The organism is Campylobacter concisus (assembly GCF_003048905.1).
In the GTDB taxonomy this organism is placed as follows: domain Bacteria; phylum Campylobacterota; class Campylobacteria; order Campylobacterales; family Campylobacteraceae; genus Campylobacter_A; species Campylobacter_A concisus_V.
Genome location: NZ_PIRO01000001.1, coordinates 234,954 through 253,195, shown reverse-complemented (window position 1 = coordinate 253,195; position 18,242 = coordinate 234,954). Strand labels below are relative to the sequence as shown.

Below are 18,242 nucleotides of genomic sequence, written 5' to 3'. Positions count from 1 at the left end.
AATGGAACAGATGTCTATGCAAAAAAGGTTGCTTCTTGCAGCACTTTTATCTATTGTTTTTTTTATAGTGTATGATTTTTTTATGCCAAAAAGAGTGGTGCCTGAGCAAAACCAAACTACAATGTCTCAAACAATAGATCAAAATAAAGCTCCAAATATAAATCAAAATACACCAAAATCAAATGAAAATTTAGCTTCAAATGAGATAATCGCTACTATCAAAGGTCAAAGCTACGAAGCAAAGGTAGATAAGCTAGGAAGAATTTCAAAATTCTATCTAACTGAAGAGAAGTATAAAACTGAAGATGGTAACAAAATCGAGCTTGTTTCACAAAATCCATTGCCACTTGAGCTTAGATTTAACGATAGTACGCTAAATGCCGATGCTTTTAAGGTCGCATATAGTAGTGACGCTAGCGAGATAGATGCGAGCAACGAGCCTAAAACCATAAAACTTACTCAAAATTTAGATGGCGTTACGATTACAAAAAATATCAAATTTTACCCAAATGGTAGATATGAAGTTGAAGTAAATTTAAGTAAAAATGTTGATTATTTCATCACTCCTGGTTTTAGACCAAACATCGCAGTAGATAGCTATACAGTTCACGGTGTGATGCTTAGAAACACGGATGATAGCCTAAATATCATAGAAGATGGTGACGCCAAAGAGATTAAAAACTATGTAAATACCACAATAGCGGCCGCATCTGATAGATACTATACAACGCTATTTTACTCATTTAAAAAGCCATTTGAAGTAGCCGTAGACAAAGATTCTAACAACAATCCTATTCTTTTTGTAAAGGCAAATGATAATTTAAAATTAGGCGCATATATCGGACCAAAAGAGCATAAAATTTTAAGCTCGATGGATGAGAGATTAAACGATGTTATTGAGTATGGTTGGTTTACATTTATAGCAAAACCGATGTTTGCATTTTTAAATTTCTTGCATAACTACATTGGCAACTGGGGTTGGGCGATAGTTGTGCTAACACTTGTTATAAGGATAGTTTTATTCCCGCTTACATATAAGGGTATGCTATCTATGAATAAGCTTAAAGAGCTTGCTCCAAAGGTAAAAGAGCTTCAGGCAAAATATAAAGATGATAAGCAAAAAATGCAAGTTCATATGATGGAGCTTTATAAAAAGCATGGTACAAATCCTATGGGTGGCTGCTTACCGATCTTGCTCCAGATTCCGGTATTTTTTGCGATCTACCGCGTCTTACTAAATGCGATCGAGCTAAAAGGTGCTCCTTGGATACTTTGGATACACGATCTTTCGGTAATGGATCCATATTTTGTATTACCTATTTTGATGGGTCTTACGATGTTTTTACAGCAAAAGCTTACACCAACGACATTTACTGATCCTATGCAAGAAAAGGTGATGAAATTTTTACCTCTTATATTTACATTTTTCTTCGTGACATTCCCAGCTGGTCTTACACTTTACTGGTTTGTAAATAACGTTTGCTCGGTTGTTCAGCAAGTATTTGTAAATAAACTTTTTGAAAAACATAAAAAAGCTACGGAGGTAAAGGCTTAATGAAAATAGAAGCAAATACCCTTCAAGAGGCATTTCAAAAAGCAGCCGAGCAGCTTAACTGCTCAGTAACTCAGCTTGATATAAAAGTTTTACAGCATCCAAGTAGTGGTTTTTTGGGATTTTTTAAAAAGACAGCGATCATTGAGGCAAATTTAGAAAATCAGCCAAAACCACAACATAAACCAAAAAATGATAAAAATTTTGTTAAAAAAAATGATGAGAACGAAGCTATAAAAGAAGATAAAAAGCAAGCTAAAAAACACGATCATAGTGATAAAAAGCGAGGCTCTAAAAAACATAGAGATGAAAAAAGCGAAACTAAATTTGAGCAAAAAGAGCATAAAAATGAAAAGTCAAATTTAAGTGAAAAAAATGAAGCTCTAGCTAAAGATGCATTTGCTCAAAAGAGTGAAGAAGAGGCTGAGCCAGGATATGTGATAAAGAGACTTGATGAGCCAAAAGAAATAAAGGAGTCGCAAGTTGCTAAAAATGTTCCTAAAAATATTTTAGATAATTCTATTATTGAAAATTTTAACCAAACTGATGAAGATAGTGCAGCTCAAGCTTTACAAAAAGAAAAAAAAGAAAAAGCAACAATCGACTTTGATAAAATTTTACCTGAGATCAAAGAGGGCATGAACCGTCTTTTTAAGGCAAGTTGTTTTGATATTAGTAAAATTGAAGTTAGCAAATTTGACGATGAAACTGTGCTTATAGAGCTTGATGGGGCTGACGCGGCTCTACTTATAGGTAAAGAAGGTTATAGGTATAAAGCGATATCTTACATGCTTTATAACTGGTTAAACTCAAAATACAATCTTGCTATCCGCCTTGAGATCGCACAATTTTTGCAAAATCAAGAAGCGATGATGGATCAATATCTAAATGGTGTGATAGAGCGTGTGCAAAATAGCGGTAGAGCTCAAACAAAACCACTTGATGGGATTTTGGTAAAGATCGCACTTGAGAAGCTTCGCGAGAAATTCCCAGATAAATATATCGGCATAAAAAGTGGCAATGACGGCAAATTTGTCGTCGTAAATGACTTTTTCAAAAAATGAGTGAAACTATCGCAGCCCTTGCCACAGCTTATGGCATTGGCTCAGTTTCTATCGTAAGACTTAGCGGTAAGGACGCTCTAAGCATCTCTTTAAAACTTCTTAAACTTTCAAATTTAGAGCCAAGATACGCAAAACTAGCCAAAATATACTCCCTTGATGATGAAATTTTAGACGAAGGCATCGTTATATATTTTAAAGCTCCAGCAAGCTTTACAGGCGAGGATATCGTCGAATTTCAAACTCATGGTGGCGTGATGGTGAGCGAGAGAATTTTAAACGAGTTAATAAAGGCTGGTGCTAGGCTTGCTATGCCAGGCGAGTTTAGCAAGCGAGCGTTTTTAAATGGCAAGATGGATCTAGCCAAGGCTGAGGCTATGCAAGGGCTCATCACTTCAAAAAGCGAGATCGCTGCTAAAATTTTGACCCGCCAGATGCAGGGCGATCTTAGTAAATTTGTAGGCGAGATCAGAAGCGAAGCGGTCAAAACTCTTGCCTTTGTTGAGACGATGATTGACTATGCTGATGATGACCTGCCTGCAAATTTACTAGAGCAGACCAAGCAGCTGCTTTTAAAAAATAGCGAGAAACTAGAGCGCATAGCCGCACTTAGCGAGCAAAGAAGAGGCCTGATTGATGGCTTTAAGATCGCTATCGTTGGTAAGCCAAATGTTGGCAAAAGCTCCATTTTAAACTCATTTTTGGCATACGAGAGGGCGATCGTTAGCGACGAGGCGGGCACGACTAGAGATAGGATAGAAGAAAATTTCAAGATCGGCTCACATCTGGTTCGCATAATAGATACCGCTGGCATTAGAAAAGATGCTGGAAGGATCGAACAAATCGGCATAAACTACTCAATCTCAGCTATAAACGAGGCTGACATCATCCTATCTGTTTTTGATGGCTCAAATCTAAGCGACGAGCAAGATAAAGAGATAATTAGGCTCGTTTCTAGCTCAAACAAAAAAGCCTTTTTTATCTTAAACAAAAGCGATCTGGCGTTTAAATTTGACATAGAGCTAGAGGGTGCTATCAAAATTTCAGCAAAAAATGATACGAGTGTAGTTTTAAAAGAGCTTGAGAGCTACCTCAAGACACAAGATACCGACGAGATCATGCTAAGCTCAAACCGCCAAATTTTAAGCTGCAAAGAGGCGAGTGAGGCTTTAAAAAGAGCCTTTTTGAGACTCAGCGAAGAGGAGCTAGAAATTTTTGCTTATGAGCTAAATAGTGCGATAAAGGCGCTTGCAAGCATCACAAAGCCATTTGAGAGAAGTGAAATTTTAGACGAGATGTTTAGCCATTTTTGTTTAGGAAAATGATAGTTTTTTTGGTTAAAATTTTCGTTTTTTAAAGGAGAGAGAATGAAAATTTTACTTATAAATGGTGGCAAAAAATTTGCTCACTCAGATGGCAGGCTAAATCAAACACTTCATGATCTTGCATGCGAGAAGCTCGCAAAAATGGGTCACGAGATAAAGCAAACTGTGATAGATCAAGGCTATGATATCGAGGCTGAAGTTGAGAAATTTCTCTGGATGGAAGCAGTAGTTTGGCAGATGCCAGCTTGGTGGATGGGTGAGCCTTGGATAGTGAAAAAATATATCGATGAGGTCTTTACTGCAGGCCACGGCAAGCTTTATACGAGTGATGGCAGGCACAGGGTCGATCCAACTAAAAACTACGGCAAGGGCGGCTTGCTAAATGAAAAGAAATTTATGCTAAGCCTTACTTGGAATGCTCCAGCTGAGGCATTTAGCGATCCAAGCGAGTTTTTTGATGCGCGTGGGATCGATGGAGTTTATTATCATTTTAGAAAGGCAAATGAGTTTTTAGGCATGAAATCGCTTCCATATTTTATGTGTAATGATGTGATCAAGATGCCAAACATACCAAGATATCTAAAAGAGTACGAAGCGCATCTTGAAAAAGTTTTTAAAAATACGAAATAGAAATTTAAAATAGAAACAAAACTGCAAATATAAATAAAAGTGGCAATAAAATAGCTACGAGCTAGGTTTGAAAATTTTGCCACTTTTTATTACCATGCTAGCAAAAATAAAACACTGGCATAAATTTTTAAAATACTGCTACAAAAAGACCTTATCAAAGTAGGCAAAATTCTCTCAATAATGCTTTATTCTGCTAAATTTCAAAAGGCTTTTTAGTAACTTTTTATAAGCAAGATTGTAAAATGGCTTAAAATTCTTAAAAGGTTACATCAATGGATAAAGCTACCATACAAGCACATAAAATCAGCAACGAAGAGTATGAAGAGATCTTAAAAATTTTAGGACGCGAGCCAAATTTACTAGAGCTTGGCATATTTTCAGCTATGTGGAGCGAGCACTGCAGCTACAAATCAAGTAAAAAATACCTAAACGGCTTTCCGACAAAAGCACCTTGGGTCATCCAAGGACCTGGCGAAAATGCTGGCGTCATCGACGTTGGTGACGGGATCGCAGCTGTGTTTAAGATGGAGAGTCACAACCATCCAAGCTTTATCGAGCCGTTTCAAGGGGCTGCAACTGGAGTTGGTGGAATTTTAAGAGACGTCTTTACGATGGGCGCAAGAGTTGTTGCTAACATGAACTCACTTCGTTTTGGCGAGATAAGAGGCGATGGCGAGCTAGCCAAAAAGCATAGATATCTACTGAAAGGAAGCGTCGCTGGCATTGGTCACTACGGTAACTGCATGGGTATTCCAACGGTTGGCGGCGAAACTACGTTTGATCCTAGCTTTAATGGCAACATCCTAATCAACGCCTTTGCGCTTGGCCTTTGCAAAAGTGATGAAATTTTCTACGGCAAGGCTGAAGGTGTGGGCAACCCAGTCATTTACGTGGGCTCAAAGACCGGCAGAGACGGCCTTGGCGGCGCTGTTATGGCGAGCGATAGCTTTAACGACGAGAATAAGTCACTTCGCCCAACGGTGCAAGTGGGCGACCCATTTGCCGAAAAGCTGCTCATGGAAGCGTGCTTGGAGCTCTTTAAAAAAGACTACATCATCGGCATCCAAGATATGGGTGCGGCAGGGCTTACTAGCTCTAGCTTTGAGATGGCAGGCAGAAGTGGTAGTGGTATGAAGATGTATCTAGACCGCGTGCCGATGCGCGAAGTTGGCATGACGCCTTATGAGCTAATGCTAAGCGAGTCTCAAGAGCGCATGCTAATATGCGCCAAAAAAGGCTATGAGCAAAAAGTGCTTGAAATTTTTAGAAAGTGGGACCTTGATGCTGAGATCATCGGCGAGGTCACAAGTAGCGGCGTGATGCAGCTTTACTGGCATAATGAGCTTGCAGGTGAAATTCCTATCGGTCCACTTAGCGAGGCAGCTCCGGTGCTTGATCGTCCAGTTGCACGTCCAAAATATCTTGATGAGATAGCAAATTTAAAAATTCCAAATAATGTTGATAACAAAACCGCATTTTTCAAGCTTTTAAAAGAGCCAGAAGTGCTAAATAAAAGCTTTATCTACGATCAATACGACGCAAATATTCAGACAAATACTATAAAACAGCCTGGACATTTAGGCGCTGCAAGTATCAGAGTAAAAGGCACTAAAAAGGCCGTCTCTATGGCTGCGCAGTGCGATCCTAGAGCAAATTTCGTTGATCCTAAAATTGGTGCTGCAAGAGCAGTTGCTGCAGCTGGCAGAAAAGTAGCGATGAGCGGCGCTGTGCCACTTGCGATAACTGACTGCCTAAACTACGGCAATCCACAAAATCTAGAGGTAATGTGGCAGTTTAAAGAGGGATGTGAAGGCATAAAAGAGGCTTGCCGTGAGCTAAATACGCCAGTTGTTAGCGGTAACGTGAGCCTTTATAACGACACTGACGGCGTTAGCGTCTATCCAACGCCAGCCATCGTCACAGTTGGTGTAAATGAAGATGCAAATTTAAACCTAAAAAGCACATTTTTAAGCGAGGGCAGGGCGATTTACTTGCTTGGCGAAACAAGCGGTGAATTTGCAGCTTCACTTTATGCAAAGGCACTATTTGATGTGGTTGGCGGAAAGCTAAAAGAGGTTGATTATAAAGCTGAGCGAGCCCTTTGGGACCTAGTGATAGAGGCAAATAAAGAGCAAATTTTAGAGTTTGCAAATAGCGTAGGCGTAGGCGGTCTTGCTATTACACTAGCAAAAATGGCTAGCATCTCAAACATCGGCGTAAATTGCGAAGTGAAATTTAAAGAGCCAAATTTCATCTTTGATGAAAGTTTTTCAAGAGCAGTCGTAGGAGTGAAAGACGAGGCTAAATTTGAAGCGTTTGCTGCTAAATTTGGAGTGAAATTTGAAAAGATTGGCGTTAGTGGTGGCAAGAGATTTAAACTAAATGATATCGATGAGAGCGTGGATGAGATAAGAGAAATTTATCTAAATGAGTTTGCAAAAATCGTTAGAAAAGAGGATTAAGAAATGGCTTTGAAAAAGGGCAAGGTTGCTGAGGCTGAAAATGAGCAAAAGGAAGCAGAACAAGTTGAAAAGCGAGGCGTAGCAAAACCGCCAGTGCTTTTTAGTAAGACACAAAATTTAATAAAATCAATCGAAAAAAGACTAAACGCTACCTTGATAACTTACTATAATTCAAATGCTGGTAGCGTTTGCGGCAACGATGCAAGTGCTATGTATGAAATTTTAAAGGGTAAAAAGATAGATACTGCCTATCTTTTTATAAAAAGTGATGGTGGAAGCGGTATCGCCGCTCTTAGGATCATCACTACACTTAGAAATTACTGCAAAAATTTAATAGCTTTAATACCTGCAAACTGCGCCTCAGCTGCTACCATGATGGCACTTGGCGCAAATGAGATTGTCATGGGGCCACTTGCCTATCTAACGCCTGTTGATACTTCACTCAAACACGAGCTTAGCCCGACAAACAAAGGCAATGAGCTTGTGAGCGTTTCGATGGACGAACTTAGTCGTGTGGTCAAACTTTGGAAAGAGCAAGATAAAGATAGGCCAAACGACACAAACCCTTATAATTCGCTTTATGAATATATTCATCCGCTAGTCTTTGGTGCGGTTGACCGTGCTAGCTCGCTATCGCTTAAGATTTGCACCGAGCTTCTTAGGTATCACATCGATGATGATAAAAAGATCGCAGAAATTTCTGAAAGGCTAAATGGCGACTATCCAGCTCATGAATATCCGATCCTCTTTAGAGAGGCGCACGAGATCGGCCTTCATGTAAAAAAGATGGATGATGATCTAAATGAAATGCTTCAGGAGCTAACGCTACTTTACTCAGAGATGGGTCAGCGAGCTTTTACTGACTATGATGAAAATAGCTATCACGATAACAATATCGCAAATATCATTGAAACAAATGGCAAGCAAATTTACTATCAGATAGATAAAGACTGGTTCTACCGCCCTGAAGAGCGTCGCTGGAACGTGATGAATGACGAGAGCTCTTGGCGTAAAAACGAGCTAGTAAATGGCAAAATAAAAAATACTATCTATCACTTGTGGTAATATGTCTGGAGTCCTGTTTTTACTGATATTAGGCGGTGCGATATTTCTCTTTATGAATGTCCAAATAGGTAGTAACCGCAAGAAACAAGCAGATGTAGATGAGGCTAAATTTCTAGTCTCACTGCTTGCAAAAGTAGCTAAAAGTGACGGCAGAGTTAGCGAGCTAGAGGCTAGGCTGATCACTCAAGTGCTAGATGATCTAAGCCAGAAAGTTAGCGGCGTTAGCGGTGTGCGTGAGTATCTAAAAGAGGTTTATAAGAGCCAAAAAGAAAATGTAGATAACGCCTACGAAACCGCTAGAAACTACAAGAGTGCTTTTAATCTAAACTACGATATATGCGTCGCTAGGCTCACATTTTTTCTAAATTTAGCCTACATCGATGGAGAATTTAACAAAAGTGAGCAAGATGTTATAAGAAATATCGCTTATGGATTTGGCATTGATAAAGAAACGCTTGATGAGATCATCTTTAAATTTGATAGCTTTTATGGCTCAAGATTTGAGGCAAATCCCGATGAAATGGTCCAAGAAAAAGATGCTTTTGAGGTTTTAGGACTTAGCAAAAATGCAAGTCTTGAAGAGGTAAAAGCTCGTTACAAAGAGCTTGTAAGGCAGTATCATCCTGATATCTTAATGGGTAGGGGCGAGAGTAAAGAGGTGATCGAGCGCTCAACTAAAAAGCTTCAGGAGATAAACGAGGCTTATGGGCGATTAAAAGAGAAATTTGGAGTTTAGATGAAGAAATTTATTATTTTGCTGCTAGCAGTGGCTGGCTTTTGTAATGATTTTAAAGTGGTAAATATCGATGGAAAAGAGATAAAATTTAAGCTTACGCAAAGTGAGCTTTATCAAGATCAAAGGTTAGTCATCAGCAACTATGATGTTAAAGATAGCAATGTGAGCATAATATTTGTCGATAAAGATGGCAACAAGAGCGACATTATGTCAGTTCAAGCAAAAAAATTAAATGAAATTAGTGAGTATATCTTTTCGTATGATCGTGGTATAAAGGTGATGAAATTTAGTTCGAAAAAGCCGATATGCGAGGCACTTGAGAAAGAGGAACCTGTAAATTTAAGCGTATTAGATGCGAGATATTTTGACGGCAATCAAATTTCAAGCTATGCCTTTAGCGTTGATATTGTTGGTCAAAAGCGTGAAAACTTTGTAGAGAGAAAAGACTATTATATAGATGCAGCTGCAAATGTTATGGTTACGCTAGAAGCCTTATCGATAAAGAATATCGCAAAAGATATAAAAATGGGGCAGCTTCTGCTTGTAAAAGGTATGTGTTTAACAAAAAGATAAAAAATTTAATAAAGGAGAAAAAATGAGAGCATTGCTTAGCGTTAGCGATAAAGAGGGCATTGTAGAGTTTGCAAAGGGGCTAGAAGAGCTTGGCTGGCAGATACTTTCAACTGGCGGTACATTTAAGCTTTTAAAAGAAAATGGTGTCAAAGCAACTGAAGTTAGCGAATTTACGGCTTCACCTGAGATGTTTGAGGGTAGGGTAAAGACGCTTCATCCAAAGATACATGGCGGCATTTTGCATAAGCGCGACGACGCTACGCACGTGGCTCAGGCAAAAGAGTATGGTATCGAGGGCATAGACCTAGTTTGCGTAAATTTATATCCATTTAAAGAGACTACCATCAGGACTGATGACTTTGCTGAGATCATCGAAAATATCGACATTGGTGGCCCAGCCATGGTAAGAAGTGCTGCTAAAAATTTTAAAGACGTGCTTATCGTTACAAGCGTGCTTGATTATGATGAAATTTTAAAGCGCCTAAGAGAAAAAAGTGATGATTTTGAGTTTAGAAGATCACTGATGATAAAGGCATTTGAGCATACAGCGGCATATGATAGCATGATCGCAAACTATATGAATGATAGATTTAATGGCGGTTTTGGCGATGCTAGATTTATCGTGGGAAGCAAGGTTTTTGATACAAGATACGGAGAAAATCCACACCAAAAAGGCGCACTTTATGAGTTTGATTATTTCTTCACAAACAACTTTAGAGCCTTAAAAGGCGAGGCAAGTTTCAATAATATGACCGATATAAATGGCGCATTGATGCTTGCAACTAGCTTTGATGACGCGCCAGCTGTGGCTATCATCAAGCATGCTAACCCTTGCGGTTTTGCGGTAAAAGATAATTTGCTTGAGAGCTACGAGGCTGCGCTTAAATGCGATCCGATCTCAGCTTACGGCGGTGTAGTCGCGATAAATGGCACGCTTGATGAGGAGCTTGCTAAAAAGATAAATGAAATTTACGTTGAGGTAATAATTGCTGCAAATGTTGATGAAGCAGCCCTTAAAGTATTTGAGAGTAAAAAACGTATCAAAATTTTCACTCAAGACAATAAATTTTTAGTTCGCTCAAATGATAAATTTGACTTTAAGCACGTTGATGGCGGATTTGTATTTCAAGAAAGAGACTATGTAAAAGACGAAGAGCTTGAAAATATGAAGCAAATGAGTAAGAAATTTGCAACTGGTAGCGAACTAAAAGATGCCCAGATCGCGTGGAAAGTGGCGGCGCTAACAAAGAGCAACTGCGTAGTTTATGTAAAAGATGGCGCGATGGTAGCCATTGGCATGGGTATGACAAGCCGTGTGGATGCTGCACGTGCGGCTGTGGCAAAGGCAAAAGAGCTAAAGATCGATCTAAGCGGTTGCGTACTTGCAAGCGAAGCGTTCTTCCCATTTAGAGATAGTATCGATATTGCTAGCAAAGTGGGCGTAAAATGCGTCATCGAGCCAGGCGGCAGTATCAGAGATGATGAGGTGATAGAGGCTGCTGATGAGCATGGCATGTCGCTATACTTTACTGGCGTTAGACACTTTTTACACTAAAATTTAGGGGCGCTTGCCCCTTTCTTCACACTTTATAACTTTAATTTTCGTATAATCTTTCAAAAACGAAAGGAGATAGAATGAAAAATATCTTAAAATTTATTTTGATGGCGGCAATGTTTTTTGGTCTAAATTTGATGGCAAAAGATGAGCTTATAAAGGAGCAGACGATGGCAGGGCAAAATTTGAAAGAAATTTATCTAGCAGGTGGTTGCTTTTGGGGTATGCAGGGATATTTTAAAAAGATATTTGGCGTAGTGGATACAAAGGTAGGCTACGCAAATGGCAAGAGCGAAAATACTAACTACCGCGAGCTTCATGAGAGCGATCATGCCGAGACGCTTTATGTAAAATATGACGAAAATAGAGTCGCTTTGGCTGAAATTTTGGCTCATTTTTTTAGAGTGATCGACCCGACCTCTCTAAATAAACAAGGCAATGACGTCGGTAGGCAGTATAGAAGCGGAATTTACTATGTGAGCGAAAGTGATCTGCCAACGATAGAGAGCTTTATGAAAATAGAGCAAAAGAAATTTAAAGATAAGATCGTGGTTGAGGTGGCGCCACTTAAAAATTTTGTCTTAGGTGAGGAGTATCATCAAGACTATCTTGATAAAAATCCTTTTGGATACTGTCATATCAATCTAGGTTTAGCTGATAAACCGCTTTACGATGAGGCGAAATTTAAGCCGCTTAGTAAAGATGAGCTAAAGAAAAATTTAAGTAGCGAGCAGTATACCGTGACGCAAGAAGCAGCGACCGAGAGGCCATTTAGTAGCGAGTATGATAAATTTGATAAAAAAGGCATTTATGTAGATATAACGAGCGGAAAGCCACTTTTCTCAAGTGCAGATAAATTTGATGCAGGATGTGGCTGGCCAAGCTTTACAAAGCCTATCACGACAACAGCTCTTTCGTATAAGGAGGACAACTCTTTTATGATGAAAAGGGTCGAAGTTAAGTCTCAAAATAGTGACGCGCACCTTGGGCATGTTTTTAACGATGGCCCAAGCGATAAGGGTGGGCTAAGATATTGCATAAACGGTGCGAGCCTTAAATTTATACCGCTTGAAGATATGGCTAGACTTGGATACGAGGAATTTATACCTTACGTAAAATAGCTTTTGTTGAAGCAAATCAATAGTTTAAAAAGTTTAATCAGAGTATAATTCTCCAAAATTAAAAGGAGAAAAAATGAGCAATTTTTTCAAAAACGCAGAGCAGTTTAATGTCGATGGTGCAACCGTGCCATTTTATAAATTTAATGAAAATGGTGTAAATTTTGTTGGCTTTGACTCACGTCCTTGCGTGCCGCCAGAGCCAATGGTTAATGCATTAATCGCTATTAAATTTGCTGATAAAAATACAAAAATTATGATGCTAAATCATAAATTTCCAGTCGGTCTTATACCAAAGATAGATAAGAGCTTTGATATAGAGCGTGAAGATATAGATGGTGGGGCTGTAAAGATGATTTTTAGCCTAAAAGACGGTGCAAATATAGAAGACGTAGATACGAGTCTTTGTCACTAAGATGCTTTTAAATACTTACGCACCACCATTTAAGTTAGTCGGTGGATATTTTATTGTTGGAATTTTCTTTTTAGCATTAAGTGTGCCGGCGTTCTTTTATGCAGATTTTGATGCTATCAGCTCACTAAATACAGCTGGTTTTTTGCATATATTTTTTGTTGGCTTTGTTATGAGCATTATCATCGGAGCGCTCTATCAGCTAACCTCAGTCATCTTAGAAAAGCCGTTTTTTACTGCAAAAGGTGCTATTTTAAATTTGGCTATTTTTTGTCTATCATTGTTGGGCATGTGCTACGGGATGTTATTTGCTGAGGCTAAAATTTTACAAATTAGTGGAGTTTTGCTTTTTTGCTCGCTCGCTTTTTTTGCTATGACTTATGCATTAAGCTTTATGGATAATGAAAAAAGGAGCTTTGCAGCCTTTGCACTTTTTGTTTCAGCTATCTTTTTGATAATTGGAATAACGCTTGGTTTTTGCTTGCTTATGATACTTGGCGGTACGTTGATGCTTGATTTTGAGATGACACTAAAATTTCACGTTTATTTTGTACTGGGATTTGTGTTTCTTGTGATACTTGGAGCTGCTAGCGTACTCCTACCTATGTTTGCATTGGCTCACGATCTAAAATTTGCACTTAGTAAAGCCTCACTAGCATGCTATATTTTGGGTGGTATCTTACTAGCTTTTAATGAAAATTTGTCTATTTTGTCAATATGTGTGGCGGCTTTACTTTTTATAGCTCAAGCACTTTATATTTTAAAAAAGCGCGTTAGAAAGGCGTATGATTACTGGAATGTAAATATCGTGCTTTCATTGGTGGCTTTACTTGGTGCTGCTGTTTTTATAGCTTTAGACAAATTAAATTTAGCTGCATATTTTTTAATATATGGCTTTTTGTTTGCTTTTATCGTAGCTCATCTTTACAAGATCGCACCATTTCTTATATGGTATCACTATGTAGCACCTTTTGTAGGAAAGGTAAAAGTGCCACTTCTTGATGCCATGATACTAAAAAAGATAGCTTATTTTGGTATAGCTTTTAATACCGTCTCACTTCTTTGCTATCTTCTCTCAACTTGCTTTGAACTAGAAATTTTAGTGCAAGCTGGTATGATTTTTATAGCTCTTAGTATAGTTTTACTATCGATAAATATAATAAATATTTTTAGATTTACTGGTTTTAAAGGATAAAAAATGAAAGAAAAAATTTATAACGCACTGTCAAATATCGTTGATCCAGAAGTTGGCTTTGATATCGTTTCGCTTGGGCTTATATATGATGCTAGCTGCGATGAAAATGGCAAAGCAAAAGTTACTATGACGCTTTCAACCAAATCTTGCCCGCTACATGAAATGATACTTGGCTGGGTAGAGACTGCTGTACTTGATATAGAAGGTGTCAAAGAGTGTGAGATTGATCTTGTCTGGGAGCCTGAGTGGAATATACAAATGGCAAGCGATTTTGTAAAAGCACAACTTGGAGTTTAATTTTTAAGTTTTTGGATTTAAAGGTTTGTAAATTTTTAATAAGCTAGAGAGCAAAAGCTCTCTAGAAATTTTAAGGAGTTTGTTTTTCTTTATTAGTCCATTTGATGGCGCATAAATGATGGTACATCAAGCTGTGACATATAGTCTTCGTCATATCCACCACTAACTTTTTTAAGTCTTAATATACGCTCTTTTTTTATGATATCGCTTGCATTAGAAGTTTGTACTTCATCTTTTTTTTCAGCTTCTTTTTGTGAGCTTTGAAAACCTGTTGCTATTATTGTAACTTCAACTTTATTGTCTTCTATTTTATCATCAGTTGTTGTACCAAATATAATTTCAGCATCTTCATCTGCTGCCTCATGAATAATACTCATCGCATTATTGATATCAGCTAGTGGGCAACTAGGGCTTATCCTAAAATGAACCAAAATACCAAATGCGCCATTTATTGTCATATTATCAAGAAGTGGTGATTGTATAGCATTTTTTATAGCTTCTTGCGCTGCATCTTCGCCACTTGCTTCGCCAACACCCATTAAAGCTAGTCCTCTATGGCTCATAATCGTTCTAACATCTGCAAAGTCTAGGTTTATGTCGCTTTTTCCTGAATCAAGCACGATCGTACTCATACCATTAACGGCTCTTGCAAGTACTTCATCGACCATTTCAAAGCTTTCTTTTATACCAGCATTTTTATCAATTAATGTTAAGAGCTTATCGTTTGGAATGACAACAATAGAATCGCTTTCTTTCCTGAGCTCTTCAAGGCCACAATCAGCCAATTTTCTACGTTTTTTTCCTTCAAACATAAAAGGCATAGTAACAACTGCAACTGTTAGTGCACCAATATCTTTTGCAGCTTGAGCAACTACTGGAGCTGCACCTGTGCCAGTCCCACCACCAAGCCCTGTACCAATGAAAACTATATCTGATGTCTCAAGTGCACTTTTTACTTCATCATAGCTCTCTTCAGCAGCAGCTTTTCCTATTTCAGGTCTCATGCCTGCACCTAGACCTTTTGTTGTTTTCTCACCTAGTTGAATTTTCGTATGTGCAAGAGAATTTTCAAGGGCCTTAGCATCTGTATTGGCAACAATAAGATCTATATTTAAATTTGGATTAACTCTTATTATGTGGTTGACCATATTGCCACCACCTCCACCTACACCTACGACCTTTATCTTTGCACCATAGATGCTTTTATTTTCTTCTACTGTGAAGCTACTCATTTTTGAAATTCTCCTTAAAATAATTGTGTAATACTATACCAAAATTTTGCAAAAGCATTTGGCTTTTTTTCTTGTTTGCTAATATCTGCAATATTGGCAAGCTCTTCTTTATTTTTTGATTTATTTGCTATCTCTAATTCAAAATCTTTATCAGAAAAACTATCCTCTTTTTCATTTGGATCCTGCGTTTCTTGTCCAAAATTTTGTACATTTTCTTCTTCTACAAAAACATTCCTAAAATTTGCTTTCGGTTTTGAGGCTATTTCCCCTTGGTATCTCATTTTTTTCTCAGAATCAATCTCGTATGGGCTAAAGTTGCCAGCACCATATAAACAAAGTCCTATAGCACAAGAATTTGCTGGATCTCTTAAAATTTCAAATAATCCATCCATTTCTTTTGGTTTTGCTATACGAACTGGCATTTTGTCAAATATCGCGGATGCAAGATCTCTAATACCTTCTAGCTTAGTCATACCGCCAGTAAGTATTATTCCGGCACCAATGCTATCTTTATAGCCACTATCTTCTAGCATCTTGGCAAGCACCATAAGAGTTTCTTCTGCTCTGGCATATATAACATTTGATATTATGTCTAGTGAAACTTCGTGGCTTTTTGTTTCATCTCCAAGGATCGGAAGCTCTATTAGATCAACTGACTTATTTATTAAAGCACCATAACCTAATTTTATATCTTCTGCCTTTGGAAGTGGTGTATGTAGAGCCATAGAAAGATCATTTGTAATGTTTGCTGAGCCAACAGGTAAAAATTCATTGTATCTTATAGAATTTCCAGAATGCACTACAAGATTACAAGTAGCACCACCCATATCAACAAGTGCGGCACCAAGCTCTTTCTCATCTTTTGTTAATGTTGCTATCGCAGAAGCATATCCTGAAAGGACTATGTTATCTAGTTGAACGCCTGCTAAATTTACGGCTTTTCTTAGGTTGCTAATAGATGATTTTTGTACTGTAACAATATGTGTTTGCACTTCCAGTCTACTACCATTCATGCCTATTGGATCTTCAATGTGTTCTTGTCCATCTACTTTAAAATTATAAGGAAGAACATGTAATTTTTCATATTCATGAGGTATATCAGCTGTATGATCGGCCATTTGCATAGCACGCTCAATCTCTTTTATACCTATTTCATGATTTGGTATATTCACTACACCACTACTGTCAACGCTTTTTGTATACGCACCAGAAATAGAAACTATGACCTTTTCATAGCGTGTTCCTGCAACTCTTTGTGCTTCTATTAATGCATTTTTTATTGACTTTGCAGCTTGCTCAATATTAGTTATAACACCTTTTCTTATTCCCTGCGTTTTTTCAGTTCCAATTCCAATTATCTTAATACCATTTTCATCATGTTGTGCTATTACTGCACAAATCTGGAAAGAGCCGATATCTATACCTAAAATTTTTGTACTCAAGATAAATTACCTTTTGATATATTCTTTAATTTCATAGTATTTTTTTAGTTTGTTTGTTAAATCTTTTATTAACTCATTATTTTTAAGCATTGTAACGTTTTGCTGTGTTATTTGCTTATAGTTATTATCTATATTATCTACAAGCAACCTTTGTTCCAAAATATCGTATATAACGGCCTTATCTTCTAATATAACATAATCTTTTTTGTTGTTAGTTTCAAAAAGTTGAGAAACAAAAGCTCTAGTCTCACTTTCATTTAATCCTGAGATAGAGCTATTTATATCTCTACTAATAAAGCCTATATCAGTTCCTTTGAAATTTTGTAAAGACTCTTTTGCCATAGTTGTTAAGTTTTCTTTTTTCTTTTTATCTTTATAAATTTCAAGTACCATTGCTCTTGCTTGTTCAAAACTCATAGGTTGTGGAGGAGTTATACTTTTTACTCTAACTATTAAATATCCATCTTTATATGTAAATGGTTTTATAACCTCACCAACTTTTGCCCCTTTTATTTCATCAAGTGAGAATGTCGCATTATCTTCATTTATACTAATAAATTCATTTGTTACAAGCTCAGCTTTTTTGATAGAGGTATATTTTTTTAAAGCATCAGTCTTGCTTTTCTCAATATTGTAGTCTTTGATAACTTCAGTCTTTACTTCGTCAAATGATTTAATTTTATCATCAGAGCCTTTATATCTCTCCTTATTTTCGTTGTAGTAGTCACTCAAAGTAGTTTGATTTACATCATTTTTATTTGACTCTATAAAGTATGTTTCAAGACCGTATATAGTCTTTGTCATATAGTTGTTTTTATTTATTTCCCAAAGATTCTTTAGCTCTTTTTCATCTATTTTTATATCACTTTGATTAGCATTTATTATCTGTATTGCTAATTTGTCTTGCATAAAAAAGCTTGCTTCCATCATTGCAACGTCTTCTTTGCTGGCTGGTAAATTTAAAATAGTTCTAAGTTTATCAAGTAGTATTGTTAGTTTTAAATTTTCTTCAAAATCGGTTGGATTTATTCTGGCCCTTCTTAAAATATCATAGTATAAATTTTTATCAAAAGCACCATCTTTTTGAAATGTTGGATCAACGATTATATATTTTAAAATATCATCTTTGCTAACACTAAGACCTATATCGTCTGCAAAATTTAATAGTAAATTCTCTTGAATTGTAGCCTGAAGTGCAGCATTTTGTAATCCTAACTCATTAGCCTTTTCTTGCGTTAATTTACCATCAAAAAGGTTATTGTAGTATTGATACAAACTATCGTATTTTTGTTGTAGCTCTTGAATGCTTATATTTCTGTGTCCTACTTTTGCTACTGAAGTGGCCCGATTGCTGTTTAAATCATATGCTCCCCAGCCTACAAAGCCTGCTCCAACAAAGGCTATTGTACTTACCCAAATGGTAACAACTAGGTATTTTTTATGTTTTTGCATCCAAGACAACATTAAATTTTCCTTTAAAAGACTAACGAAATTTTGTATGATATATTATATAAAATTGCCTTAAATAAGCTTAAAATAGGGGCTTTAAAAATACCTTTGTGAAGAATTTTGCTAACAATTTTTTAG

16 protein-coding genes are annotated in these 18,242 nt (G+C 37.2%); 13 read left to right on the top strand and 3 right to left on the bottom strand.

Annotation, left to right across the window (positions count from 1 at the left end):
• The first annotated feature begins 1 nt into the window (after position 1).
• From yidC to CVS95_RS01180, 13 genes are all read left to right on the top strand, one after another.
• Positions 2-1,555 carry a membrane protein insertase YidC gene (gene yidC, locus CVS95_RS01240; RefSeq protein ID WP_107695296.1) on the top strand — a complete coding sequence of 518 codons (1,554 nt, stop codon included), beginning with the start codon at positions 2-4 and terminating at the stop codon, positions 1,553-1,555.
• Positions 1,555-2,616, top strand: coding sequence for a Jag N-terminal domain-containing protein (locus tag CVS95_RS01235; RefSeq protein WP_107695295.1), 1,062 nt, complete (start codon positions 1,555-1,557; stop codon positions 2,614-2,616). Before yidC ends, CVS95_RS01235 begins: the two co-directional genes overlap by 1 nt.
• Entirely contained in the window at positions 2,613-3,938 is a 1,326-nt protein-coding gene (gene mnmE / locus CVS95_RS01230) for a tRNA uridine-5-carboxymethylaminomethyl(34) synthesis GTPase MnmE (protein ID WP_107695294.1), read from the top strand. The genes CVS95_RS01235 and mnmE overlap by 4 nt, the downstream gene beginning before the upstream one ends.
• Before the next feature lie 42 nt (positions 3,939-3,980).
• Complete coding sequence (locus CVS95_RS01225; RefSeq protein ID WP_107695293.1) at positions 3,981-4,568, top strand: NAD(P)H-dependent oxidoreductase; 588 nt, start codon at positions 3,981-3,983, stop codon at positions 4,566-4,568.
• A gap of 272 nt (positions 4,569-4,840) precedes the next feature.
• Entirely contained in the window at positions 4,841-7,030 is a 2,190-nt protein-coding gene (purL, locus tag CVS95_RS01220) for a phosphoribosylformylglycinamidine synthase subunit PurL (protein ID WP_107695292.1), read from the top strand.
• A 3-nt stretch (positions 7,031-7,033) separates the two neighbouring features.
• The gene (locus tag CVS95_RS01215) at positions 7,034-8,095 is read left to right on the top strand and encodes an SDH family Clp fold serine proteinase (protein WP_107695291.1); all 1,062 of its coding nucleotides are present in this window, start codon (positions 7,034-7,036) and stop codon (positions 8,093-8,095) included.
• A gap of 1 nt (position 8,096) precedes the next feature.
• Positions 8,097-8,831, top strand: a complete 735-nt coding sequence (locus CVS95_RS01210) for a TerB family tellurite resistance protein (protein ID WP_107695290.1) — start codon at positions 8,097-8,099, stop codon at positions 8,829-8,831.
• Positions 8,832-9,404, top strand: a complete 573-nt coding sequence (locus tag CVS95_RS01205) for a hypothetical protein (protein WP_107695289.1) — start codon at positions 8,832-8,834, stop codon at positions 9,402-9,404.
• 22 nt (positions 9,405-9,426) lie between these two features.
• Positions 9,427-10,959 (top strand): bifunctional phosphoribosylaminoimidazolecarboxamide formyltransferase/IMP cyclohydrolase, encoded by a 1,533-nt coding sequence (purH, locus tag CVS95_RS01200; protein ID WP_107695288.1) that lies wholly within the window; start codon positions 9,427-9,429, stop codon positions 10,957-10,959.
• 80 nt (positions 10,960-11,039) lie between these two features.
• The gene (msrB, locus tag CVS95_RS01195; RefSeq protein ID WP_107695287.1) at positions 11,040-12,080 is read left to right on the top strand and encodes a peptide-methionine (R)-S-oxide reductase MsrB; all 1,041 of its coding nucleotides are present in this window, start codon (positions 11,040-11,042) and stop codon (positions 12,078-12,080) included.
• Between the two features lie 73 nt (positions 12,081-12,153).
• Complete coding sequence (locus tag CVS95_RS01190) at positions 12,154-12,492, top strand: hypothetical protein (RefSeq protein WP_107695286.1); 339 nt, start codon at positions 12,154-12,156, stop codon at positions 12,490-12,492.
• 1 nt (position 12,493) lies between these two features.
• Positions 12,494-13,684 (top strand): peptidase M50, encoded by a 1,191-nt coding sequence (locus CVS95_RS01185; protein ID WP_107695285.1) that lies wholly within the window; start codon positions 12,494-12,496, stop codon positions 13,682-13,684.
• 3 nt (positions 13,685-13,687) lie between these two features.
• Positions 13,688-13,981, top strand: coding sequence for a metal-sulfur cluster assembly factor (locus CVS95_RS01180; protein ID WP_021091019.1), 294 nt, complete (start codon positions 13,688-13,690; stop codon positions 13,979-13,981).
• 92 nt (positions 13,982-14,073) lie between these two features.
• Here CVS95_RS01180 and ftsZ read toward each other — a convergent pair whose 3' ends face one another.
• From ftsZ to CVS95_RS01165, 3 genes are read right to left on the bottom strand one after another with little or no spacing between them, the layout of a single operon-like run.
• Complete coding sequence (gene ftsZ, locus CVS95_RS01175) at positions 14,074-15,213, bottom strand: cell division protein FtsZ (RefSeq protein ID WP_087579938.1); 1,140 nt, start codon at positions 15,211-15,213, stop codon at positions 14,074-14,076.
• A 14-nt stretch (positions 15,214-15,227) separates the two neighbouring features.
• Entirely contained in the window at positions 15,228-16,655 is a 1,428-nt protein-coding gene (gene ftsA, locus CVS95_RS01170) for a cell division protein FtsA (RefSeq protein ID WP_107695284.1), read from the bottom strand.
• A 6-nt stretch (positions 16,656-16,661) separates the two neighbouring features.
• Positions 16,662-18,119 (bottom strand): peptidylprolyl isomerase, encoded by a 1,458-nt coding sequence (locus CVS95_RS01165; RefSeq protein ID WP_107695283.1) that lies wholly within the window; start codon positions 18,117-18,119, stop codon positions 16,662-16,664.
• Between the last annotated feature and the right edge of the window lie 123 nt (positions 18,120-18,242).